Here is a 24,462-nt window from a genome sequence, read left to right on the forward strand (position 1 = left end):
ACAAGAAACACACAGGAGAAGTTTTATGTCGGCCAGTAACCCTTTATTTTCAGGCAGTATCGTTGCGCTTATCACTCCGATGGACAGTTCCGGCGAAGTGAATTACACCGAGTTGGAAGCGCTGGTAAACTTTCATATCGCAGCCGGAACCGATGCGATTGTTTCCGTCGGCACCACCGGGGAATCTGCGACCCTAAGTATTGATGAAAATGTTAAGGTGATTCTGAAGACCGTCGAATATGCCGCAGGGCGCATTCCGATTATTGCCGGCACCGGTGCCAACGCGACCAGCGAAGCCATTACCATGACCAAATTACTGCACGGCAGCGGTGTTGCCGGTTGTTTATCGGTTGTGCCTTACTACAACAAACCGACGCAAGAAGGGATGTACCAACACTTTAAAGCCATCGCCGAAAGTACCGATTTACCACAGATTTTATATAACGTACCGGGGCGCACCGGCAGCGATCTCAAACCGGAAACCGTAGCACGCCTCTCAAAAATCCCGAATATCGTTGGCATTAAAGAGGCAACCGGCGATGTCAGCCGCGTCAGCAAAATCAAAGAATTAGCCGGCAAAGATTTCATCGTATTAAGCGGCGATGACACCACCGGATTAGAGGCGATCAAAGCCGGCGGCGAAGGGGTGATTTCCGTCACCAACAACGTTGCCGCTGCCGATATGGCAAAAATGTGTCACTTCGCCTTAAAAGGCGACTTTGCCCAAGCCGATGAAATCAACAACCGCTTAATGGCGCTGCATAAAAACCTGTTCGTCGAATCCAATCCGATCCCGGTCAAATGGGCGTGCTACAAAATCGGACTGATCAACGAACCCTTCTTACGCTTACCATTAACCGTGTTAAGCGAAGAAGCACAGCCGGTTGTCAGCGCGGCACTTGACAGCGCCGGTTTATTAAAATAAGCCAAAAATAAAAGAGACAAAAAAGGGCTAACAAATGTTAGCCCTTTCCTTTGACATCAGAATCAATTATTGCAACAACGAAATATCCGCTACTTGCAAGAACAACTCACGCAAATTATGCAACAACGCCAAACGGTTGTGACGCAACGCCGGATCTTCCGCATTCACCATCACGTTATCGAAGAAGTTATCGATCGGCCGGCGCAGCGCGGCAAGTTGCTCAAGTGCGGTTTGATAGTCACCGTTGGCAAATAACGGTTGCAATTTTTGCTGTAACTCGGCAACCTGATCCGCAAGTGCGGTTTCCGCCGGATCTTGGCACAAAGTGCGGTTTACGCTGTTAGGCAATTCGCCTTCCACTTTCGCCAAAATATTGCTCACCCGTTTATTGGCGGCGGCGAGGGCTTCGGCGGAATCTAAGGTGCGGAAATGCGCCACCGCACGCACGCGTTTGTCGAAATCGGCAGGTTTGGTCGGACGGCGTGCCAACACCGCTTGGATCACATCCACGCTGAAACCTTCGTCTTGATACCACGCACGGAAACGACCCAGCATAAAGTCCACCACGTCGGTTACCACGTTAGCGTTAGTTAATTTATCACCGTACAATTCGACCGCACTTTGCACTAAGGTTTGCAAATCCAGCGGCAATTTTTTCTCAACGATAATCCGCAACACGCCAAGTGCGGCACGGCGCAAGGCAAACGGATCTTTGTCGCCTTTCGGATGTTGTCCGATGCCGAAAATACCGCTCAAAGTATCCAATTTATCCGCCAACGCCACCGAACACGCCACTAGGCTGTGTGGTAAATCATCACCGGCAAAACGCGGCATATATTGTTCGTTCAACGCCACCGCCACGGCTTCGTCTTCGCCGTCATGACGGGCATAATGCATGCCCATCACCCCTTGCGTATCGGTGAATTCAAACACCATGTTGGTCATCAAATCGCATTTTGACAACAAACCGGCGCGTTTCGCTTGGGTTTCGTCCGCACCGATTTGTGCCGCGATAATGCCGCTTAATTGTTCGATACGCGCGGTTTTATCGCGTAATGTGCCTAACTGCTGTTGGAACAACACGGTTCCCAAGCGCGGTAAGTTGTCTTCCAAACGCTGTTTTAAGTCGGTTTTAAAGAAAAACTCCGCATCGGTTAAACGTGGACGCACTACTTTTTCGTTGCCCTCGATGATCGCCGTCGGATCTTGCGGATTGATATTGGAAACAAAGATAAAGTGCGGTAGCAATTTGCCGTTTTTATCATAGATTGGAAAATACTTTTGGTCGCCTTTCATGGTGTAAACCAAGGCTTCCGCCGGCACAGCCAAGAAGCGCTCTTCAAAGGTGGCGCTTAACACATTCGGATATTCCACCAACGAAGTGACTTCATCAAGCAGAGCGTCTTCAATATCTGCCACACCGCCAAGTGCGGTCGCTTTTTCTTGTGCTTTTGCCAAAATCAAGGCTTTGCGCTGATTAAAATCGGCAATCACCGAACCTTTTTCCGCTAACAGCGCAGGGTACTGATCCGCGTGGCTGATTTGGAATTCACGCTCGCCTAAAAAACGGTGTCCGCGAACAGTCGTACCACTTGCCACCCCCAAAATTTCGCCGTTAATCAGCTCATCGCCCAATAATAAAGTGACGGTGTGCACCGGGCGCACAAACTGCTCGCTTTTATCGCCCCAACGCATGGTTTTTGGAATCGGCAATTTCGCCAAGGCGCTGCTAATCATACCGACCAGCAGATTTTTGGTCGCCTGCCCTTCCACCACGGCACGATAAACCAACCATTCGCCTTTATCGGTGGCGATACGCTCCGCTTGATCGACGCTAATGCCACAACCGCGCGCCCAGCCTTCCGCCGCTTTGGTCGGCTTGCCTTCCTTATCAAACGCCGCCGCAACCGCAGGCCCGCGTTTTTCCACTTCTTTGCTTGGCTGCGAAGTCGCCAAACCCAACACCTTCACCGCCAAACGACGCGGCGTAGCAAACCATTCAACGTTATCAAAGGCAAGACCCGCTTGCTTCAACTCCGCTTCCACATTGTCGGCGAACGCCGTCGCTAATTTTTTAAGTGCCTTCGGTGGCAACTCTTCTGTGCCGATCTCGGCAAGGAAATTTTGTTTCATCTTCATTTCTCTTTCTAAATGTGGGATCACCACGCTATGTATTAATATTTTATTTTATAAACTGCCGCCGCTTCTCGCACTTGCATGACACTAGAAGCCAATTGCCGTTCCAGTTCTTGTTCGGTTGGCAAATACGCAACATATTTTGAGCTGAAAATCTGTTTTCTGTCGGCAAGCACCGAATATTTCGCCACCGCTTCGCTCTGCTCGCTGCATAAGACTAAGCCGATGGTCGGGTTGTCATCTTCGCCTTTAAATTGCTCGTCATATAAACGCACATAGGTGTCCATTTGCCCAATATCTTGATGTTTTAATTTGCCGATTTTAAGATCAATCAATAAAAAACATTTCAATTTGAAATTATAGAAAACCAGATCGATATAAAAATCTTCATCATCAAATCGTACGCGCTTTTGTCGTTCGACAAAGGCAAAACCTTTACCGAGTTCCAATAGGAAATCTTGCAAGTTACTGATAATCGCCTGTTCTATTTGATTTTCTTGATAGGTTTTGTCCTGCAAATTCAAGAAATCCAAAATATAAGGATCACGCAGATAATCTTGAATGGTTTCTTTTAACGGTTCGGTTTTTTGTTCCGCTTCTTGCGTGACCAAAGCTTTATTTTGGCTTGCCAATAAACGTTCGTAATATAAAACGGAGATTTGGCGGTCTAAAGCTTTGACTGACCAATTATGTTCAATCGTTTCATTAAGATACCATTGTCTTGCAGTAGCATTTTCTACACGAATTAAACGGCGATAATGTGTCCAACTTAATTCGGGTCTCACTGAGTCCCGAATTGGAAAGGTAAGATAAAATTGACGCATTTTGCGTAAATTACGTTCGTCAAACCCCTTACCAAACATCTCTGTTAAACGTTGCGAAATCTCTTGCAACAGATATTTGCCGTATTGGGCGCGTTGTTCGCCTTGTTGTTCGTCTTCCACAATCAAACGCCCGATTTCCCAATAGCTTTGCACCATCGCGACATTCACCGCCTGCCGCACTTGTTGGCGTGCAGTGGTGATAATCTCGGCAATATTGAGGATTAATTGCTGGTTGGTCGTTTGCAGTGAATTCATAGACTTAACCAAATCGGCGTTTTAATTCATTGAGTTCAAGGATAATTTCCCCGTTTGCCAACAGCAACGCCGGAATGCCGACATAACCGTTTTGTTTCGCCTCATCAAAAGTGCGGTCACTATCGCGCAGTTTTAAAAAGCGTTTAAAATTCGCCATACTTTCAAAGATATTCACACTTTCATACGCGACCTTTAAGGCGTTTAATTCCGCTATGAAAGGCTCGGTATCAGGGCAAAGGTGTGCAAAAAACAGAACTGGTTTAGTCATATTTACCTACTTATTTATTGCCGCTTATTTTTACACCCCGGAAAACCCAAGGCTTCACGCGAAGCATAATAGGCTTCGGCAACGCCTTTGGTTAAAGCGCGAATGCGTAAAATATAACGTTGGCGTTCGGTGACGGAAATCGCTTTGCGTGCGTCGAGCAAGTTAAAACTGTGCGCCGCTTTTAAAATGCGTTCGTAAGCCGGTAACGGCAACGGTTTTTCCAATGCTAACAGCTCTTGCGCTTCTTTTTCATATTGCTCGAAGCAGTAGAATAAAAATTCGGTGTTGGCGTATTCAAAGTTATAGGTCGATTGCTCCACTTCGTTTTGGTGGAACACGTCGCCGTAAGTGGTTTTGCCTAACGGACCGTCCGACCACACCAAGTCATACACGCTGTCTACGCCTTGAATGTACATCGCCAACCGCTCTAAACCATAGGTAATCTCACCGGTCACCGGTTTGCATTCCAAACCGCCCACTTGTTGGAAATAGGTGAATTGGGTCACTTCCATGCCGTTCAACCACACTTCCCAGCCCAAGCCCCACGCGCCTAACGTCGGGTTTTCCCAGTTATCTTCCACAAAACGAATATCATTTTGGGTCGGATCAAAACCGAGCATTTTCAGGCTGTCTAAATATAATTCTTGAATATTGTCCGGTGACGGTTTAATCACCACTTGGAATTGGTAATAGTGCTGCAAACGATTCGGGTTTTCGCCGTAACGTCCGTCGGTCGGGCGACGCGACGGCTGCACATAGGCAAACGCCATCGGCTCAGGGCCTAAGGCACGCAAACAGGTCATCGGGTGCGATGTGCCAGCCCCCACTTCCATATCAAAAGGTTGCACCACCGTACAGCCCACGTTTGCCCAGTATTCTTGCAGGGCGAGAATCATACCTTGAAAGGTTTTTACGTTGAATGTCGAACTCATAGTTTTATCGCTGATTGTAGATAGAAAATGGCGGTTATTATACTTTAGAATTGCGTCATATGCTGTAATTTCTTTGGGTAAAAAAACGATCTTGTTTTAGGCAAGATCGTTTTTTCATAGGACAAATTAATCCTATTTTAACTGTGGGTCTTTACCATAATGCGGTGAATAAGGTCCATATAATAATCCGCCGTTATAGCCGCCATTGAGGAGGCGTTGAGTTGCCAAAACTGACACATCAAAGCCTTGGTCGGCGACGGTGTTGACAACTTGCTTGACTGCTGCAACCACTAACATAGCGATTACATTACCACCACCATTATTGCCTTGCTCACTGCTTGAAGCAACTGCCTGCCCGCGCCATAGCGTTGCGCCATTACGCAAATCAATCAACTTACCTTCCACTTTAACCGTCGTTATGCTATCAATCAGCACATAGCTCGAACCATAATCTGTCACATTGATGTAGAGTGCACTGTCCGCACCAAAAATTTCATGTAATTTTCGGTGTGGAATCTGCTGAATTTCATGCCCTTCATATACGCCATTATGACGGAATGTTTCATTTGCAACGGCTACCGGAAAAACATAATATCCGGCTTCAGCCAATGGCTTGACCGTATTTGCTAAAACCGCACTTCCTGCCTTGACTTCAGTCGATTGATTGGTCGGCATCAGTACTAAGATCGAACGAGGTTTACTTTCTAAAAAAGTAGAATAATCGTACGGCTCGCTGTTGCCTGCACAACCGGATAAAATTAACCCTGACAATGCTACGATAGGAATCCATAATTTTTTCATTACTTCACCCTTACTTTATTGTTTTGTAAAAAGTTTATATATTGCGCTGCTTCAGGAAAAGTGGATTTTTCCAAATTAAAATACATTTGTGATTTATTCAAATCCCCTTGTTTCGAATACAGCAACCCCAACTGCGCATACAATCCCGGTGGTACTTTTTTACCTGAACTTTCCGCACGGTTAACGATAGATTCCAACGTCGCAATTTGCTCTGTTTCGGCGGCATTACTATTCAAATAATCGTACAAACTCTTGCTATAATCATTACCTTGCCAAGCATAAATATCATTGTTTGAAGCACAACCGGTCAACAATACTGCTCCCAGCACCAAAGCCGTTTTCGATGCAATTTTCATGAAGATTGTCATCACAATACCTCTTATTTACTTGGCTTCCAAGCACCGCTTTCCAGCCCTTGAGCCAAATTATCAACGACTTCGCGAATTGCCAGACTCAATACTTTTCCATTTAGCGTAGAATCATACCCGGCAGATCCTCCGAATCCGATCACCTCGCGATTTGATAAGCTGTATTCTCCAGCTCCCTGAGCAGAATAAACCACCTCTGACGTTTCCACATCGACAATATTTAAATTCACTTTCGCATAAGCAACTTGTGATTTGCCTTTGCCTAAAATGCCGAATAGCTGGTGATCGCCAGTTGTTTTACGCCCAAATTCAGTAACATCGCCCGTAATAACATAACGTGCGCCCTTGATATTTTGGCTGATTTTTTTCAGTTTTGCTTCATTCTTAATCGCATTCATATTTGTGCGATCTAAAACCGAGAAACGCCCGCTCTGCTGCAAATCACTCATCAAAATCGTTTGTGCCTGACTACCCAGGCGATCAACGCCATCGGAGAAAATCCCATTTTGATAATCAGAACGGTTATCAAATTGCCCAATGGCAACCGGCACTTTTGCCCCTTGATAAACCGTTTGAGCGGACGCCACCCGTGGAGTTTCAATTGTTCTGGATGACTCCGTCGCACAACCTGACAATAATAGTAATACTGCCGGCACAATAAGATAGTGAGATAGTTTTTTCATATAACCTCTGATGATTTTTATTGTTAATCCATTGAAAGACATATTTATCCTTGAAATTATATAGGATCCAAAATATGCGCTGGTAACAATATGCCTCAAATAAACGAAATGCAAATCATTAAATTCAAAATCTTGAGCTAGATCCAATTTATTGTGAAATCAATCTGATATTCGGCAGAGAATATCCCGCCAATCCGATTAAATTTCTCAAATAAGATTTGATCCAGTTCAAACTTCTGAAAAAAAGCGGTTGTTCTGATGATATAATTTTTATAGATTAAACGTCCACTAGTCGGGGTGCTGCTTTTAAACATGGAAAGCGGCTGAGATGATACCCGTGAACCTGATCCAGTTAATGCTGACGTAGGAAACTATTATGATGATGTTCAATCAGACCGCACTTTCTCTTTTTTCTCCCGATTTTCTCTGTGTAAACCCCCGTTTCTTGCGTTAATTGCCGTTAGTGGTGCGCACGATGAATGCGGTGCAAATTCGCGGCTTAACCTTAGTTTTCGGCGAACAGTCGTTGTTCAATGACTTTGATTTCGATCTGCCGCTCGGCAAATGGACGGTGCTGCTCGGGCGTTCCGGCGTGGGCAAATCCACGTTATTGCGTGCGATTGCCGGATTGGAACAGCACAGCATTCGGCAAGGCAATATTCACTTTGCCCGTCCGCTAAAATTAGCCTGGCTGGCGCAACAAGATTCGCTTTATCCGTGGCTGTCGATTGTCGATAACGTGCAGCTGGAAGCCCATCTGCAAGGCAAGAAAAATGCAGCGACCCGGCAACAAGCCGAGCGGTTGCTACGTGCGGTACAAATGCAGGAGCACCAACACAAGCGTTGCTATCAACTCTCCGGCGGGCAGCGGCAGCGTGTGGCGTTGGCACGTTGCTTAATGCAGCAGGCGGATCTGATTTTAATGGACGAACCGTTTTCAGCATTGGATGCGGTCACCCGTTTACAACTGCAAGATCTCGCCTGTGAACTGCTGGCAGACAAAACCGTGCTGTTAATCACCCACGATCCGCAAGAGGCGGTGCGTTTGGCGGATCAGATTTATGTGTTGCAGCAAACCGCACAATCGCTCACCAACGCTGTTACGCCGCCGGGAAGCAAACCACGCCCGCTCAATTCCGCCAGCCTCGAATTACAACAGCAGCTTATCGCGCAATTATTAGAGGGAACAACGCCGTGAAGCAGCTGAAATCCCTCGCCAAAATCCTGCTGCTGACCGCACTTTTGCTGTTGTTGTGGCAAAGTGCGGTCAGCCTGCTGGCACTGCCGCACTATCTATTGCCTGCGCCGAGTGCGGTCGCGCAACAACTGAAAACCCACGCCCCATTGCTGTGGCAACACGCGCAAGTTACCGCACTTGAGATTTTGCTCGGCTTAACCCTCGGTTTTTTGCTTGGTTTAGGCTCTGCGCTGTTGTTGTCACTGTCCGCCCCAATCTCTGCATTTTTAATGCCGTTACTGGTGATTTCTCAGGCAATTCCGGTCTTTGCGATTGCGCCGCTGTTGGTGCTGTGGTTCGGCTACGGCATGGCTTCAAAAATCGTGATGACGGTGTTGATTATCTATTTTCCGGTCACCGCCGCCTGTTACGACGGCTTGCGCAACACTCCGCAAGCGTGGCTGGATTTAGCCCACAGTATGCAAATAAAACGTTTACCGTTGCTGTTCAAAGTGCGGTTGCCGGCGGCATTGCCCGCCTTGGCGTCAGGCTTGCGCATTGCGGTTTCGGTTGCGCCAATCGGTGCTGTGGTCGGCGAATGGGTCGGTTCATCAAAAGGTTTGGGCTATTTGATGTTGCACGCCAATGCACGCATGCAGGTCGATCTGATGTTCGCCGCCCTGCTGTTGTTAATATTAATGGCGCTGAGCTTATATTTTGTCGTCGACCGACTGTTACGCCGTTTTATTCCATGGGCGGCTCAACTCAACTAAATAAAAAAGCGAGCATAAAAAAAGAGGAAAAAATGACCATCACCCAACACTTAATCGAACAGGCACAACCGCATTGGCTGGCGTACACCCAACATCCGTTTGTGTTGCAATTGGCGCGCGGCGAACTGCCGAAAGCCAGTTTCCAGCACTACTTAAAACAGGATTATCTCTATCTGTTTCAATATAACCGCGCCTTGGCGTTGAGTCTGTTTAAGTCCGACAACTTCGCACAAATGCAGCAAGCCAATCATGCCATCAGCATTTTATTGCAAGAAATTCAACTGCATATCGGCTTCTGCCGTCAGTGGGGCATTGCCGAAGAGGAATTATTGCAAACGCCCGAATCCCCCGCTTGCGTTGCCTACACCCGTTATGTGTTGGATTGCGGCATTAACGGCAGTCTGGCGGATTTGTATGCGGCGATTGCGCCTTGCGCGCTCGGTTATGCCGAAATCGCCCGTTGGATCGCGGAACAGAAACTCAGCCCGCCGAATAATCCCTATCAAGACTGGATCGACAACTACGCCGCCGCGGATTTCCAACAAGCCGCCGCACAATTAGGCGAATTGCTCAACCAATTGTGCCGCGACTTAACCGCGAAACAACGCGCCAAAGTGCAACAGATTTTCACCACCGCCACCCGCATGGAAGTGGCATTTTGGCAAATGGGATTAGACCTTAGCTAACGATAATTCACACACTCACAACAGGAAAACACCATGAAAACCTTTTTCACCGCTCTGACCGCACTTTTACTCTTGAGCCAGCCGTTGCAGGCGAAAGAAAAAATCACGCTGCTGCTGGATTGGTTCGTCAATCCCGATCATGCCGCTTTGATTGTGGCGCAACAGAAAGGCTATTTCGCCGCCCACGATTTAACGGTTGAAATTATCGAACCGGCCGATCCCTCAATGCCGCCGAAACTGGTTGCCGCCGGGCAAGCGGATTTGGCGGTCGATTACCAACCGCAACTGCAAATGCAAGTGGCGGAAGGCTTGCCGTTGGTGCGCGTCGGCACCTTGGTTGCGACCCCGCTCAACAGCTTGGTGGTGCTGCAAAGCAGCAACATCAAATCCATCGCTGATCTGAAAGGTAAAAAAATCGGTTATTCGGTCAGCGGTTTTGAAACCAGTCTGCTGAAAGCGATGTTGGCAAAATACGGTTTAAGCGAAAAAGATATTGAAATGATCAATGTCAATTGGTCATTGTCGCCGTCGCTGATCAGCGGTCAAGTCGAGGCGGTGATCGGCGCATTCCGCAATTTTGAATTGAACCAAATGGATCTGGAAAAACAACCGGGTTTGGCGTTTTATCCGGAAGAACACGGCGTGCCGGCTTATGACGAGCTGATTTTGGTCGCCAACAAAAACAAGCTGTCCGACAAAAAATTGCGTGCCTTTCTGACCGCACTTGAACAAGCCACGATCTATCTGATTAACCACCCTGATCAAGCATGGCAGGATTTTGTCAGCTATAAACCAAATGAGTTAGACAACGAACTCAACCGCCTTGCTTGGCGTGATACCCTGCCGCGCTTGGCGCTGCGCCCGCGCGCCCTTGACGAAAACCGCTATCGGCAGATGGCGGAATTTATGCAACGACAAGGCTTAATCAAAAGCGTGCCGACACTCGCCGATTACGCCGTACAACTGAAGGATTAATTTATGCTGACCACCGATTATCTCAGCCAACTGCGCCAACGTAACCCGTTGATTCACAATATCACCAACATTGTTGTCGCCAATTATGTCGCCAATGGTTTATTGGCACTCGGCGCCTCGCCGATTATGTCAAGTGCGGTCGAAGAAATGGACGAACTGCCGCGCATTTGCAATGCCTTGGTGATTAACATCGGCACGCTGACCGCCGGGCAGGTGCAAGCGATGTTGCTTGCCGGAAAAGCGGCGAACCGCCACGGCATTCCGGTGGTGCTTGATCCGGTCGGCGTGGGCGCAACCCGCTTCCGCCAACAAACGGTGGCGCAATTGCTGCAAGCAATCCGCTTCAGCGCCATTCGCGGCAATGCCGGTGAAATGGCGTTTCTCGCCAATGTCAGTTGGCAAAGCAAAGGGGTGGATGTCGGCAGTGGCAACGCAGATTTGGATTCTATCGCAAACAAAATTGCACAACAGTATCATTGCGTGGCGATGATTAGCGGCGAAATTGATGTGATTAGCGACGGCAAACAAGTGGCGCATATTCGCAACGGCACGCCGCTGTTTCCGCGCATTACCGGCTCAGGCTGCCTGTTAAGTGCGGTCTGCGGTGCATTCTTAGCCGTCGCCGCCCAAGACGATTTTCAGGCGATGGTCGAAGGGGCAAGCGCATACGCCATTGCCGGCGAACTGGCGGCAAAAAATTTACAACCATCGCAACACGGACAATTCTATACCGCACTTTTAGATCAACTGGCGGCAGTGGACAATGCGCAAGTGCAACAACTGGCGAGGGCGGATTATGTCTAATATTGCGCAAGCTTTAACCATTGCCGGCTCCGACAGCGGCGGCGGCGCAGGCATTCAGGCGGATTTGAAAACCTTTCAAATGCGCGGCGTATTCGGCACAAGTGCGGTAACCGCAATTACCGCACAAAATACCTTAGGCGTGCACGCGATTCACCCGATACCGGTCGCCACCATTCAGGCGCAAATTCAAGCAGTCGCCGAGGATTTCGACATCTCGGCGGTGAAATTGGGCATGCTTGGCACAGCCGAGATTATTGAAGCGGTCGCCGAGAGTTTGCGCCGTTACCGCTTTCAACATCTGGTGCTTGATCCGGTGATGATCGCCAAAGGCGGAGCGGCGTTGTTACAGCAAAGTGCGGTCGCGGCACTCAAGCAGCATTTGCTGCCACTCGCTGACATTCTCACCCCCAATCTGCCCGAAGCCGAAGCCTTAACCGGCATTGAGATTTTAGGCGCAAAAAGTGCGGAAAAAGCGGCACGCTACCTGCAGGAATGGGGCGTGAAAACGGTGGTGATCAAAGGCGGACACAGCCAACATTCGCAAAGTGCGGTCTGTTGCGATTGGGTGTTTACCCCGAGCGCCAGCTTCACGCTCGAAAGCCCGCGCTACCGCACGCCGCACACCCACGGCACCGGCTGCACCTTTTCCGCCTGCATTACCGCCGAATTGGCAAAAGGGCAATCGCCGACCATCGCCGTCAAACTCGCCAAGCAATTTATTACCGCGGCAATCACCCATCCGCTGAATCTCGGACACGGACACGGCCCGACCAACCATTGGGCATTTTCATCACTGCCGATCGCAGGGCGGCGTTAAGGGGCTTACGTTGAAGGAAAAAATGACAAACATTAAGCAAATGCTTGCCGTCTATTTTATCGCCGGTACGCAAGACTGCCGTCACTTAGGCGGCTCGCCGCCGCAAGCATTATTAGCCTGCTTGGAGCAAGCCTTAAAGCGCGGTATCGGTTGTTTTCAATTTCGTGAAAAAGGCAACTTTTCACTGCAAGATCCGCAGCAAATTCGCCAATTGGCAACACAATGCCGTGATTTATGCCGACAATATCATGTGCCGTTTTTTGTGAATGATGATGTGGATTTAGCACTTGCGCTACAAGCGGACGGGGTGCACGTCGGGCAGGCGGATCGCCCGGTTCGACAAGTGATCGAACAATGCCAAGGCAAGTTATTACTGGGATTATCGGTCAATACCTTGCAGCAAGCCATCGAGAATGCCGAATTACGGGCGGTGGACTATTTCGGCGTAGGGCCGATTTTCCCCACCCAATCGAAAACCGACGCCAATGCCGTGGTCGGCTTAAATTTAATCCGACAAATTCGGCAGCGGGGGATTGAAAAACCGCTCGTGGCGATCGGCGGTATCAGCGGCGCAACCGCACTTTCGATCCGCCAAGCCGGTGCGGACGGTGTGGCGGTCATTTCGGCAATCACACAAGCACAAAACTTACAACACACAATCCGGCAGTTACAAGGACATGGGATTAAATGAAATCATTCAGCAAACAATTTGGGCCTGGCATTATCATGGCATCGTCCTGCGTCGGCGGCTCGCATATCATCGCCTCCACCCAAGCCGGCGCATATTACGGCTATCAACTTGCCTTGTTTATCATCGCGGTGAATCTGTTGAAATATCCGTTTTTCCGCTTCGCCTTTGACTACAGCGCGCTGAATAATAAAAGCGTGTTGCAGGGCTACGCCGAAAAAGGCAAGGGCTATTTATGGCTGTTTCTCGCGTTCAATCTGTTTGCCACCATGGTGAATGTTGCCGGCGGCACGCTGTTATCGGCGGTGCTGCTAACCATGTTGATCCCGTTTGAGGTGGCGTTAAACGGCTTAAATCTGATCGTACTGTTCAGCTTTTTGGCAATTTTATTCTCGCGCCAATATCCGCGCTTGGATAAAGTTTCCAAAAGCATTATGTTACTGCTGTCGCTGATTACGCTGTTGGCATTATTAATTGCCTTCGGGCGCAGCGCCCTGGCAATCAGTGCCGATTTCGCCGCCCCCTCGGCTTGGACATTGGGCGCGATTCCGTTTCTCATCGCTCTAATGGGTTGGATGCCCGCACCGATGGAATTGAGTGTCGCCAGTTCGTTATGGGTGGTGGAAAAAAGCCGCCTTGATCCGAACTACCGCCAACGCCGCTTGCTCGATTTCAACAGCGGCTATTTCGTCACCATCCTGCTCGCCTTGATGTTTATGGCACTGGGCGCAATGGTGCAATACGGCAAACCGATCCCAACCTTGGCAGGCGGACAATTTATCCGCCAATTCGTTGAGATGTACGCCCTCAGTATCGGCGAATGGACGCGCTGGTTTATGGCGTTGGTGGCATTTATCTGCATTTACGGCACCACCATCGTTGCAGTGGACGGCTACTCACGCAGCAACCAGCAAACCGTCGCTTTATTACGCCAAAGCACAGCCCCAAGTGCGGTCAGTGCACATCATGACAAAGCCCTGCGCTACTCCATGCTGTTCACCACCCTTTCCGCCTTTATCGTGATCCAGTTTTTCAGCGGCGCCATCGGCAAAATGATCCCCTTCGCCATGACCGCCTCCTTCGTCTCCGCCCCGGTATTCGCCTGGCTCAACTTCAGCCTGGTACGACAGGGCAAACGACAAAAAATTTGGCTGACGTATTTGGCATGGGCGGGGATTGTATATTTGGTAGCGATGGTGGGGGTTTATTTTTTGTATCGCTGACAATCTGCTCATTTTAGTTTATCTACAACAGAGCTAAATCGGCATAGTAGCCAAAAAGTGATCTGCTCCGCGATAAAAAAACAAAAGGACAACAACGTTGTCCTTTGAGATTGCTGACAAACTGACTTCTCTCCCTCCGCGTGCGGAGGGAGTACCATTTTTCGCAAGAAAAATGGGGAGGGAGGGGCAATATGAAAATGCAACATATTACTTTTTAAAATCATTTATGCCTCCCTCCGTCCTTCGGACACCTCCCTCCGTATACGGAGGGAGGGAAATGATTAGAGAAAGAGACTTTGTCATCAGCCTGAAAGGACAACACCTTGTTCTTTTTATCCCAACTGTCTGTTATCCCACAAACAACATCAGCAATACCGCCAATACTTGCGGTGACATGATCCGCATAAACATCACCAAAGGATAGACCGTGGCATAAGAGAGTGCTGCCGCGCCGCTGTCTTCTTTAATACCGTTGGCAAAGGCAAGCGCCGGCGGATCGGTCATTGAACCGGCGAGTAAGCCGCTTAATGTCAGGTAGTTCATTCTACCGTACACGCGGGCGACAACGCCGGTGATCATCAAAGGAACAAAAGTGATAACCGCACCGAACATCATCCATTCCATACCGTCGCCGCTGATAAGCGTATCAATGAAGTTCGCGCCGGCCTTGATTCCGACCACCGAGAGGAACAGCACAATGCCGATTTCACGCAAGGCAAGGTTGGCGCTCGGCGGCATAAACCAGTACAGTTTGCCGATACTGCCGATACGCGCCAAAATCAGAGCAACGACTAACGGGCCGCCTGCCAAACCCAATTTTAACGCCACCGGAAAACCCGGCAGTGAAATCGGTATTGATCCGACCAACACCCCTAACAGAATGCCGATAAACACCGGCAGCATTTGTACCTGTTGCAATTTTTGCTGCGCATTGCCGATCACCGCCGTCACCGCTTCAATCGCATCCAAACGCCCGACCAGATTCAATACGTCCCCGAATTGCAGGCTGGTGTTGCTGGTCGGCACCAGTTCGATCCCGGCACGGTTCAAACGCGAAATCACCACTTCGTATTTCTGTTTGATTTTCAAATCACGGATTCTCTTACCCAACGCATTTTCGTTGGTCACCACCACCCGCACCGAACGCAAATCGGTGCCACGGGTAGACAGCGATTCTTTCACCACTTCCCCGACCACCAGCTGCACCCGTTGCAAATCCGGCATATCGCCGACCAAATGCATTAAATCCCCCACCTGCACTTCGGTATCCGCGTGCGGTACAATCAATTCTGCGCCGCGTTTTAAACGTGAGCAAAGTACGTTTTTCGCCTCGAAGCCCGGAATGGCGCGAATTTTCAAGCCGCTGATATTCGGATTGGTAATTTTCACATTCAGGCTGCTCAAACTCTCTTTATCGTGTCCTGATTCTTTTTCAAATTGCTGATGTTCTTCCTCAATCTTGATTTTGAAAAACAGACGCACCAGCCAAATCGCCAATAAAATACCGCAAATCCCGAACGGATAGGCGATCGCATATGCCATCCCCATGGTTTCGGTGATATTGGTGATGCCCAGCTCCGCCAAAATCTGCTGCCCGGCACCGAGCGACGGCGTGTTGGTCACCGCGCCGGAATAGATCCCTAAAATAATCGGTAATTCCACGCCGAAACCAAGATGTAGTGCCACCACCAATACAGCCCCCAGCAACACAATCATCATCGCAAACAGATTCAGTTTTAATCCCGATTGGCGCAGAGAGGCAAAAAAGCCCGGTCCGACCTGAATCCCGATGGTATAAACAAACAGAATCAAGCCGAATTCCTGAATAAAATGCAGGGTGTGCGATTCGAGGCTCAAGCCGTATTGCTTGATAAAATGCCCGACCAGAATGCCGCCGAACAACACGCCGCCGATTCCGATTCCTATCCCCCGGATTTTTAAATGCCCCAACCACAATCCAATCACGGCAACCAGCGCAAGCAGGCTGACCGTGATAGCTATATCACTCATAACATCTCCTATTATTGAAATTTAAAAAATAAACTGCGTGTATTATACCTAGGTTAAAATGGCAAAAATTTGTTATAGTGCAAACTTTTGAAACAAAACTAAGATTTTTTATTTAAAAATTTGAGTGTGTTGTTAAACTTTTTAGCTATTTGCGAATCAAATGCTTATCCATTGTTAAATCGAAATTATTATGAACTGGCAACAAGAACTTATTGAATCGTCCGTTTGGCTGGCGCAAGCTTTTATCGGCAGCCTCCTGTTTTTAGCGGCACTGGCGTTTTTATTGATCAAAACCAGCCGCTGGGGCAAACAATTTTGGCAACTGGCCGCCGACTACATTGATCCCAAAACCAATCTCAAAGCCATTATGCTGTTTTTGGTGATCGTTTTATTATCGCTGATGGGCGTGCGCCTAAACGTCGTGATCTCGAATTGGTACAATATCATGTACGGATCGTTGCAAGACTTGAATGCACCGCTCTTTTGGCAGATGATGGCGGTATTCGGCGTGATAGCGACCATCAACGTGGTACTGGTTTTGAGCAACTATTACCTGTCGCAACGTTTTACCATTAACTGGCGCACCACCCTGAACCGCACGTTTGTCGAACGCTGGACAACAAACCGCACTTATTACAAAACGCAATACAGCTACAATCGCTTGGACAACCCCGATCAACGGATTCAACAGGATATCCAATCGTTTGTGTCCAGCTCGCTCAGTTTTTCCACCGGCTTAATCAGTGCGATCACCTCGATTATCGCCTTTACCCTTCTCCTCTGGAAACTCTCCGGCCCGATTGCACTTTCCGGCATGGAAATTCCGCACGGCATGGTCTTTGTCGCCTTCGGCTATGTGTTAATCACCTCGCTGTTTGCCTTTAAATTAGGGCGACCGTTGATTGCGCTCAATTTTTTAAATGAAAAACTCAACGCGAATTACCGTTATTCACTGATTCGGGTAAAAGAGTATGCGGAAAGCATTGCCTTTTACGGCGGTGAAAAAAGCGAACGCAACGCCTTGTTCAGCCAGTTCGAGAAAGTCATTGGTAACGTATGGCAAATCGTGTATCGCAGCCTGAAATTCTCCGGATTTAACCTTATCGTCAGCCAAACCTCGGTGGTGTTTCCGTTTTTGATTCAAGCCGGTCGTTTTTTCAGCCAGCAGATTTCGCTCGGTGACTTAATGCAAACGGTCAATGTGTTCGGCAAATTGCACGACAGCCTGTCGTTTTTCCGCACCTCCTATGACGAGTTCGCCGCTTATAAAGCCACGCTTGACCGTTTAACCGGCTTCAACAGCGCAATGCACAACGCCGAACAACTGCCTATGCCGACAATCAGCGAACACCCTAGCCATGTGCAAGTTAATAACCTGACGGTGAAAACACCGGCGCATACGCCGTTGATCAAAGGGTTGAATCTGGACATTGCGCCGCAAACCCATTTACTGATTCAAGGGCCGTCCGGCGTCGGTAAAACCACCTTGTTGCGCACGCTTGCCGGGTTGTGGGCATATGCCGACGGCGAAATTGCCGCGCCAAGCAATGCGCTGTTCCTGTCACAAAAACCGTATTTGCCGCAAGGCAGTCTGTTAGACGCGCTGTATTATCCCGACACGCCGCCGCAAAAATCAGATTACCGACACGAACAATCAGTGTTGCAAAAAGTGGCATTAGCGCATTTAAGCGATAAATTGACCGATCGCAATGAATGGACGCAGATTTTATCCCTCGGCGAACAACAGCGGGTGGCATTCGCACGGTTGTTGTTGAACCAACCGCAGATTATCTTTTTAGACGAAGCCAGCGCCAGCATGGACGAGGGTTTGGAAGACGCGATGTATCGTTTGTTACAGCAAGAGTTGCCACACAGCACCATCATCAGCGTCGGACACCGCTCTACCTTGAAGCGTTTCCATAACAGCCTGCTATATATTGAACAAGACGGCGGTTGGCGGTTAGAGTAAATTTGCGCTAAGTGCGGTTTGGACTTGGTTTGAACCGCACTTTGCTTTTGGTATTCGTTACTTTCATTCATCTAAAAATCGCTATCGGGTTTCGCCGATGGCGACTGATTTTTTTATCGCTATCGCTTTTTCGCCTTGTGGCGACTTACTTTTTTTGCTTGTCCAAAAAAAGTAAGCAAAAAAATACACCCCAATTGTAGTGCTGATCTTCGCCTTTGCTAATTTCTACGGTCAATTTGTAAACTTGCCTGCTACGCAGGCTTCGGACACGACAAATTGACCTTGAAATCTTCACGCAAACGCTCAGGCACTCCAGATGGGGAATTTAAAACCAACCGCACCGCACTTTCATTTTTCTATTTATAATTAAGTCGTTATATCTTGGGCGCATTCAATGCGCCCCTACCTTCTGTAGTAATTAAAATCTGGTATTCTGCGTCGTGTTTTTCGGGTTCCCTTGTGAACTGCCTGAGCGGGTGTGAAATTTGTAGGGAAATTTTTTTGTTTGAGCGAAGCGAGTTTGCCCGCGTAGCGGGCGCATTAAAAATTTTCCGTTAAGCAAATTCACACTAAGCGAAGATCAGCAGTTCATTAGGGTGTGCTTTCTTTTGCCTACTTTTCTTTGCACAAGCAAAGAAAAGTACGGTCGCCATCGGCGAAACCCGATAGCAACTTTAAGATGCATAAGAAAAAACCAAAGTGCGGTTCACCCCCTTGAAATCGCCCCAACCGCTCCCATATCTAGCCTAACCAAATTTTGTTTAACTAAAGAAAAACAGGAAACAACAATGAGCAATAATCAAGAAACCCGTGGTTTTCAATCTGAAGTCAAACAGTTACTGCAACTGATGATTCACTCCCTTTATTCCAATAAAGAAATTTTCTTGCGCGAACTGATTTCCAACGCCTCCGACGCAGCGGATAAATTGCGCTTCAAAGCCCTTTCCGCGCCGGAATTATACGAAGGCGACGGCGATCTGAAAGTGCGGGTCAGCGCCGATAAAGACAAAGGCACGCTGACCATCAGCGATAACGGCATTGGTATGAACCGCGAACAGATCATCGACCATCTGGGCACAATTGCCAAATCCGGCACCAAAGAATTTTTAAGCAGCTTAGGCTCGGATCAAGCCAAAGACAGCAAACTGATCGGGCAATTCGGGGTCGGCTTCTACTCTGCGTTTATCGTTGCCGATAAAGTCACGGTGAAAAGCCGTGCCGCCGGTGAAAGTGCGGTTCAAGGCGTATTATGGCAGTCTGCCGGCGAAGGCGAATATGAAGTCGCCGACATCGAAAAAGCCGAGCGCGGCACCGAAATCACCTTGCATTTGCGTGAAGACGAAAAAGCGTTTTTGGACGACTGGCGTTTGCGCCAAATCATCAGCAAGTATTCCGACCATATTGATTTGCCGGTCGAATTGCTGGTCAAAGAATTCGATGACGAAGGCAAAGAAACCGGCGTGAAATGGGAAAAAATCAACAAAGCGCAAGCCTTGTGGACACGCAATAAAGCCGACATCAGCGACGACGAATACAAAGAATTCTATAAGCACATCAGCCACGATTTCAGCGATCCGCTGCTGTGGGCGCACAACCGCGTTGAAGGTAAGCAAGAGTACACCAGCCTATTGTATCTGCCGGAAAAAGCCCCTTGGGATCTGTTCAACCGCGAACACAAACACGGCTTGAAATTGTATGTGCAACGGGTGTTTATTATGGACGATGCCGAGCAATTTATGCCGAACTATCTGCGTTTCGTCAAAGGCTTGATCGATTCCAACGATCTGCCGCTGAACGTGTCGCGCGAGATTTTGCAAGACAACAAAGTGACTGCGGCGTTGCGTAAAGCCCTAACCAAACGCGCCTTAGGCATGATCGAAAAATTGGCGAAAGACGAAGATAAACAAAAATACCAAAACTTCTGGCAGGCATTCGGTTTGGTGCTGAAAGAGGGCTTGGCGGAAGATCACGCCAACCAACAAGAGATCGCCAAACTGTTGCGTTTCGCTTCCACTCACAACGACAGCAGCGAACAAACCGTATCGTTGGAAGACTATGTGGCGCGCATGAAAGAGGGGCAAAAAGCGATTTACTATATCACCGCCGACAGCTACATCGCCGCCAAAAACAGTCCGCACTTGGAGCTGTTCAATAAAAAAGGCATTGAAGTATTGTTACTGTCCGACCGTATCGACGAATGGGTGTTGGGCTACTTCAACGAATTTGACGGCAAGCCGCTGCAATCGGTCACCAAATCCGACTTGGATCTGGGCGATTTAGCCGATAAAGAGCAGGAAGAGAGCTACAAAGCGCAAGATGAAGAATTCGGTTCATTTATCGAGCGCGTAAAAGGCTACTTGGGCGAGCGCGTGAAAGACGTGCGCTTGACTCACCGCCTGAGCGATACGCCGGCGATTGTCTCGACCGACAACGATCAAATGACCACGCAAATGGCAAAACTGTTCGCCGCCGCCGGGCAACCGGTGCCGGAAGTAAAATATACCTTTGAGCTGAATCCGGAGCACGCACTGGTCAAGAAAACCGCCGACACCAGCGACGAAGCGCAATTCGGCGAATGGGTTGAACTGCTGTTCGATCAAGCCATGCTGTCCGAACGCGGCACGTTGGAAAATCCGACGGCGTTTATTAAGCGCATGAATTCCCTGTTCATTAAATAAAATTTTTCGGCAAGGGTAATTTTTTGTAAAAAAAAACAATTCTTTGTGATTTTGATAAAATAGTGTAGCCGTAACAATCGTTATGGCTATCTTATAATATTTCTTAAAAGAGGAGTTTTTTATGAAAAAAGTCATGCTAGCCGCTGTATTAGGTCTATTTGCCTTTTCTGCCAATGCCGCCGATCTGGATCCGCAGTGTGACGCATATTTCAAAGCGGTTGACGAATATGTGGAAAAAGCACCTGACGCCATCAAACAACAAATGGAAGAAAGTAAAAAGCAAATGGCCGCTATGCCGCTAGCCACACAAAAAATGGCGTGTGAACAAGCACTGGAAGCATTGAAACAAATGCCGAAAATGTAATTTCACCGCTATCGTTTTAAACGGCCCGAAGTGCGGTCAGATCAATCTGTATCTGACCGCACTTTTATGTTGCTCAAATGAAAATTTAAAAATAGGTATAACGCACCAAATGGAAAAACACCGGGGCGGCAAACAGCACCGAATCGATCCGATCCATAATGCCGCCGTGCCCTGAAATCATCACGCCCCAATCTTTGGCGCCCATGCTGCGTTTGACCGCCGACAGCGACAAACCGCCGAGAAAGCCGCAAATCACAATCACCAACGAAAACAGTGCCGCATAACCGATACTGAACGGGGTGATCCACCAAAGTGCGGTACCGACCGCCACCGCCAATGCGCCGCCGCCCAGCAAGCCCTCGACGGTTTTACTCGGGCTGACTTTCGGCGCCAGTTTATGCTTACCAAACAGCTTGCCGACCACATACTGAAATACATCACTTAACTGCACCACGATTAACAGGTACATCAACAACAGCAAACCTTGCCCCTCGAATTCCAAATCCGGCAGCAGCAACAGTGCCGGCGCATAACTGAGGCAATAAACCGTCAACATCATGCCCCACTGGATTTTGGTGGTGCGCTCGAAAAATGCCTGCGTATCGCCGGATAACGCCTGAATCGCCGGCAGAATCAAAAAGCCGTACACCGGCAGGCACATCACGAACAACCCGTACCATTCGATACCAATCAACCAATATTGCAGCGGAATGGCGACATAAAAACAGAACACCAACGCCCAATAATCGGCACGGCGGGTCGGGGTTAGGGTGATAAATTCGCGCAGCGCGAAAAACGAGAGCAAGCCGTATAACACCAAGGTCGCCACTTTGCCGAAGATAAAGCACAGCACCAAAATCGCCACCATGCTCCACCACGCGTTAATCCGATGATTCAGATTATCAATCACCTCGCCGCTTTTTTTATACGCCAGCCAACGCCCGATCAGCGTCGCGATCAGCAATAATGCCAACATCCCGCCCAACACCCACCAAAATTTGCCCGGAATACGGTTAAGCGTTTCAATCAATACATTCCACATCGTCAACTCCTATTTTGCTGATAGCAGCGGTTGCGATAAGGCAATCACCGCTTGTCTGGCTTGACGTAAAAATTCGGCTTTATCCCAATTCGGATCGCATGCCAACGGCTCGCCAAAAGTGACCGTACAGCCGAACGGCAGCGGTAAAAACGCGCCTTTCGGCAAGCTGCGCCGGGTATTGTCCAAATAGACCGGCACGAGTTGCAACTGCGGGTAACGTTGGCTCAAATGGTACAAACCGGCTTTAAATTCCGCCGGTTCATTTTCCAGCGAACGGGTGCCCTCCGGAAACAGAATCAACGAATCGCCCTGCTCAAGTGCGGTATACAACGGTTGCAGCGGATCATCGCTTTTGCCTTCGCGATCAATCAGCACCGCATTCAAAGCGCGTTTGGCAATCAGCCCGCGCAGTCCGCTTTTATCCCAATAATCTTTCGCCGCCACCGGGCGAATCTTGGCGCGATATTCCGCGGCGAAAGACGACCAAATCGCCAGCGTGTCTAAATGGCTGGTGTGATTGGCAAAATAGAGCCGTTGCTGCGCACTTGGGCGATTGTTGCGCCAATAGGGATACGCCCCGATCAGCAATTTGGTTAGTGCCGCTAATAAGTTGGCAATCATTGTGACCTCGCTTGTTGCGCCAATTCGGCAGAAATCCGACGGGTGCGTAATACGCAAGTCAGCAATGAACCGAGCACAATCGTCAGTAATGCCAAGGATAAGACATATTGGCTTTGCCATTGCAGCCATTCAAATGCGCCGAACAGGCAAGCGGCGGTTAAGACCGCCATACGTTGCTGTTTTGCCATTGGGCCGCTAAAACGTTGCTCCAATCCCAACGAGCCGCCGAGTACACGGATATAGGCGGTAATCACCGCCAACAGCGCGCCCAACCATCCGAGCCATGCCAGCCCGACGGCAAAGCCGAGTGCCAGAATCAACACCGAATCCGCCACCCGATCGGGAATTTCATTATACAACGCGCCGTTGGCGGTTTTTTTACCGCCTTCCACCGCCACCATGCCGTCGAATAAATTGCACAGTAAGCGCAGTTGGATCAAAAGTGCGGTCAGGATCAAGCCGAAAGTATTGGGTAAAAACGCCAGCAATAATGCGCCGAGTAAGGCAAATACGATACTCAGCAGGGAGATCTGATTCGGGGTCGGGCTGTTGCGTTGCGCCAGTTTTTTGGCGAACGCCTGCGCCCAGCGGCTGTTACGCGTTGCAAGTGGACGGCGGTTTTTCTCGCTTGCTGTCATATGTTGTCCTTATTTACATGATAAATACGCTGTTTTGTCAAGTTAGCAAAATTCATCTCATGTTGCCAAGCAAAAAGTTGCGGCGCTGGTTCATTATCTTGTTGTAAAAAATAAGCAAGATAAAACGGCAATTCGTCGCTAAAAAACAACTTGCCCGGCGGTGCATAAGCGCATTCGATTTGCAACCTTTCCGGGCGGTGGATCACCGAACGCAGTTTGACAATGCCGACCCCTTGCGATTTCAGCACCGCTTCGCGTAAGCACCAAGTGCGGTAGAACGCCGCTTCAGCATCCGGCTGCTCAGCAAACCACTGCTGTTCGGCAGTGTCGGCATAAAAACGGATCAAGCCGTTAAAGTTTCGCACTTTTTGCGGACTTTCGATATCAATCGCGACCGCACTTTTGTCGTTTTCTCCCATCGCCAATATCACAGCCACCCAATCGCCGGAATGGCTGATATTAAAATCCAAGTGCGGTATATCAGTAAAATAGGGGCGACCGCTGGCGGTGCGTTGAATCCGCTCCAATAACGAAAGCGGTTGTTGAACATGTTCTAATAATTTTGCCAATAAAAAATGTGCCAAAATACTACATTGCCGCCGCTGTTGCCGACGGGCATTGCCCGTCTCTACCCGCTGCAAAAACGCCTGCGGCAGATATTGCCGCAACACCGCACTTGACGGCAGATCGGCGATATTGCCCCAGATGACCGCACTTTGAACTTTTTGCATGCATTCCCCCAATTGATTAATGACAAGTTGCTTGGCTTTGTTTAGACTAGCCTCTTATTTACAAAATAACAATC

At 48.9% G+C, this 24,462-nt stretch carries 24 protein-coding genes and 1 riboswitch; of the genes, 12 read left to right on the forward strand and 12 right to left on the reverse strand.

The features are described from left to right. The first annotated feature begins 25 nt into the window (after positions 1 to 25). Complete coding sequence (gene dapA, locus ACQ31U_RS02185) at positions 26 to 925, forward strand: 4-hydroxy-tetrahydrodipicolinate synthase (protein WP_431053467.1); 900 nt, start codon at positions 26 to 28, stop codon at positions 923 to 925. Between the two features lie 66 nt (positions 926 to 991). On the opposite strand, the gene glyS is transcribed toward dapA, so the two are convergent. From glyS to ACQ31U_RS02220, 7 genes are all read right to left on the reverse strand, one after another. Next, a complete protein-coding gene (glyS, locus tag ACQ31U_RS02190; protein ID WP_431053468.1) occupies positions 992 to 3,058 on the reverse strand; it encodes a glycine--tRNA ligase subunit beta in 2,067 nt (688 codons plus the stop codon). Positions 3,059 to 3,099: 41 nt separating this feature from the next. Then, a complete protein-coding gene (locus ACQ31U_RS02195) occupies positions 3,100 to 4,140 on the reverse strand; it encodes a PDDEXK nuclease domain-containing protein (RefSeq protein WP_431053469.1) in 1,041 nt (346 codons plus the stop codon). 4 nt (positions 4,141 to 4,144) lie between these two features. Next, a complete protein-coding gene (locus tag ACQ31U_RS02200; RefSeq protein WP_431053470.1) occupies positions 4,145 to 4,408 on the reverse strand; it encodes a hypothetical protein in 264 nt (87 codons plus the stop codon). Between the two features lie 14 nt (positions 4,409 to 4,422). Beyond that, the gene (gene glyQ / locus ACQ31U_RS02205) at positions 4,423 to 5,340 is read right to left on the reverse strand and encodes a glycine--tRNA ligase subunit alpha (RefSeq protein ID WP_431053471.1); all 918 of its coding nucleotides are present in this window, start codon (positions 5,338 to 5,340) and stop codon (positions 4,423 to 4,425) included. Between the two features lie 132 nt (positions 5,341 to 5,472). After that, positions 5,473 to 6,141, reverse strand: a complete 669-nt coding sequence (locus tag ACQ31U_RS02210; protein ID WP_431053472.1) for a DUF799 domain-containing protein — start codon at positions 6,139 to 6,141, stop codon at positions 5,473 to 5,475. After that, entirely contained in the window at positions 6,141 to 6,509 is a 369-nt protein-coding gene (locus ACQ31U_RS02215; RefSeq protein ID WP_431053473.1) for a DUF4810 domain-containing protein, read from the reverse strand. The genes ACQ31U_RS02210 and ACQ31U_RS02215 overlap by 1 nt, the downstream gene beginning before the upstream one ends. Positions 6,510 to 6,520: 11 nt before the next feature. Continuing rightward, positions 6,521 to 7,192, reverse strand: a complete 672-nt coding sequence (locus tag ACQ31U_RS02220) for a CsgG/HfaB family protein (protein WP_431054261.1) — start codon at positions 7,190 to 7,192, stop codon at positions 6,521 to 6,523. 283 nt (positions 7,193 to 7,475) lie between these two features. Further along, positions 7,476 to 7,579, forward strand: a riboswitch (TPP riboswitch). 88 nt (positions 7,580 to 7,667) lie between these two features. On the opposite strand from ACQ31U_RS02220, the gene ACQ31U_RS02225 reads away from it, so the two are divergent. From ACQ31U_RS02225 to ACQ31U_RS02260, 8 genes are read left to right on the forward strand one after another with little or no spacing between them, the layout of a single operon-like run. Then, positions 7,668 to 8,390 (forward strand): ABC transporter ATP-binding protein, encoded by a 723-nt coding sequence (locus ACQ31U_RS02225; RefSeq protein WP_431053474.1) that lies wholly within the window; start codon positions 7,668 to 7,670, stop codon positions 8,388 to 8,390. A 5-nt stretch (positions 8,391 to 8,395) separates the two neighbouring features. Further along, on the forward strand, positions 8,396 to 9,142 hold the full coding sequence (locus ACQ31U_RS02230; RefSeq protein ID WP_431054262.1) for an ABC transporter permease: 747 nt from the start codon (positions 8,396 to 8,398) through the stop codon (positions 9,140 to 9,142). A 38-nt stretch (positions 9,143 to 9,180) separates the two neighbouring features. Further along, complete coding sequence (gene tenA / locus ACQ31U_RS02235) at positions 9,181 to 9,828, forward strand: thiaminase II (protein WP_431054263.1); 648 nt, start codon at positions 9,181 to 9,183, stop codon at positions 9,826 to 9,828. Positions 9,829 to 9,861: 33 nt separating this feature from the next. Further along, the gene (locus ACQ31U_RS02240; protein WP_431053475.1) at positions 9,862 to 10,803 is read left to right on the forward strand and encodes an ABC transporter substrate-binding protein; all 942 of its coding nucleotides are present in this window, start codon (positions 9,862 to 9,864) and stop codon (positions 10,801 to 10,803) included. A gap of 3 nt (positions 10,804 to 10,806) precedes the next feature. After that, positions 10,807 to 11,607, forward strand: coding sequence for a hydroxyethylthiazole kinase (gene thiM, locus ACQ31U_RS02245; RefSeq protein WP_431053476.1), 801 nt, complete (start codon positions 10,807 to 10,809; stop codon positions 11,605 to 11,607). Continuing rightward, positions 11,600 to 12,424, forward strand: a complete 825-nt coding sequence (gene thiD / locus ACQ31U_RS02250; RefSeq protein WP_431053477.1) for a bifunctional hydroxymethylpyrimidine kinase/phosphomethylpyrimidine kinase — start codon at positions 11,600 to 11,602, stop codon at positions 12,422 to 12,424. Before thiM ends, thiD begins: the two co-directional genes overlap by 8 nt. A gap of 22 nt (positions 12,425 to 12,446) precedes the next feature. After that, positions 12,447 to 13,115 (forward strand): thiamine phosphate synthase, encoded by a 669-nt coding sequence (gene thiE, locus ACQ31U_RS02255; RefSeq protein ID WP_431053478.1) that lies wholly within the window; start codon positions 12,447 to 12,449, stop codon positions 13,113 to 13,115. Then, positions 13,112 to 14,335 (forward strand): NRAMP family divalent metal transporter, encoded by a 1,224-nt coding sequence (locus ACQ31U_RS02260; RefSeq protein ID WP_431053479.1) that lies wholly within the window; start codon positions 13,112 to 13,114, stop codon positions 14,333 to 14,335. Before thiE ends, ACQ31U_RS02260 begins: the two co-directional genes overlap by 4 nt. Positions 14,336 to 14,683: 348 nt before the next feature. Here ACQ31U_RS02260 and ACQ31U_RS02265 read toward each other — a convergent pair whose 3' ends face one another. Then, a complete protein-coding gene (locus tag ACQ31U_RS02265; RefSeq protein ID WP_431053480.1) occupies positions 14,684 to 16,345 on the reverse strand; it encodes a putative transporter in 1,662 nt (553 codons plus the stop codon). A 190-nt stretch (positions 16,346 to 16,535) separates the two neighbouring features. Here ACQ31U_RS02265 and ACQ31U_RS02270 point away from each other — a divergent pair, with 190 nt between their 5' ends. From ACQ31U_RS02270 to ACQ31U_RS02280, 3 genes are all read left to right on the forward strand, one after another. Continuing rightward, on the forward strand, positions 16,536 to 18,314 hold the full coding sequence (locus tag ACQ31U_RS02270; RefSeq protein ID WP_431053481.1) for an ABC transporter ATP-binding protein/permease: 1,779 nt from the start codon (positions 16,536 to 16,538) through the stop codon (positions 18,312 to 18,314). 788 nt (positions 18,315 to 19,102) lie between these two features. Continuing rightward, the gene (gene htpG, locus ACQ31U_RS02275; RefSeq protein WP_431053482.1) at positions 19,103 to 20,992 is read left to right on the forward strand and encodes a molecular chaperone HtpG; all 1,890 of its coding nucleotides are present in this window, start codon (positions 19,103 to 19,105) and stop codon (positions 20,990 to 20,992) included. Positions 20,993 to 21,113: 121 nt separating this feature from the next. Continuing rightward, entirely contained in the window at positions 21,114 to 21,356 is a 243-nt protein-coding gene (locus ACQ31U_RS02280; protein WP_431053483.1) for a DUF5339 family protein, read from the forward strand. An 85-nt stretch (positions 21,357 to 21,441) separates the two neighbouring features. Here ACQ31U_RS02280 and ACQ31U_RS02285 read toward each other — a convergent pair whose 3' ends face one another. From ACQ31U_RS02285 to ACQ31U_RS02300, 4 genes are read right to left on the reverse strand one after another with little or no spacing between them, the layout of a single operon-like run. Beyond that, a complete protein-coding gene (locus ACQ31U_RS02285) occupies positions 21,442 to 22,398 on the reverse strand; it encodes a phosphatidate cytidylyltransferase (RefSeq protein ID WP_431053484.1) in 957 nt (318 codons plus the stop codon). A gap of 9 nt (positions 22,399 to 22,407) precedes the next feature. Further along, complete coding sequence (locus tag ACQ31U_RS02290) at positions 22,408 to 23,019, reverse strand: lysophospholipid acyltransferase family protein (RefSeq protein WP_431053485.1); 612 nt, start codon at positions 23,017 to 23,019, stop codon at positions 22,408 to 22,410. After that, on the reverse strand, positions 23,016 to 23,657 hold the full coding sequence (locus ACQ31U_RS02295; RefSeq protein ID WP_431053486.1) for a CDP-alcohol phosphatidyltransferase family protein: 642 nt from the start codon (positions 23,655 to 23,657) through the stop codon (positions 23,016 to 23,018). The genes ACQ31U_RS02290 and ACQ31U_RS02295 overlap by 4 nt, the downstream gene beginning before the upstream one ends. Beyond that, positions 23,654 to 24,388 carry a 4'-phosphopantetheinyl transferase family protein gene (locus ACQ31U_RS02300; protein ID WP_431053487.1) on the reverse strand — a complete coding sequence of 245 codons (735 nt, stop codon included), beginning with the start codon at positions 24,386 to 24,388 and terminating at the stop codon, positions 23,654 to 23,656. Before ACQ31U_RS02300 ends, ACQ31U_RS02295 begins: the two co-directional genes overlap by 4 nt. Positions 24,389 to 24,462: the final 74 nt, after the last annotated feature.

Origin of the sequence: Testudinibacter sp. TW-1 (assembly GCF_050613185.1) — a bacterium.
GTDB lineage: Bacteria > Pseudomonadota > Gammaproteobacteria > Enterobacterales > Pasteurellaceae > Chelonobacter.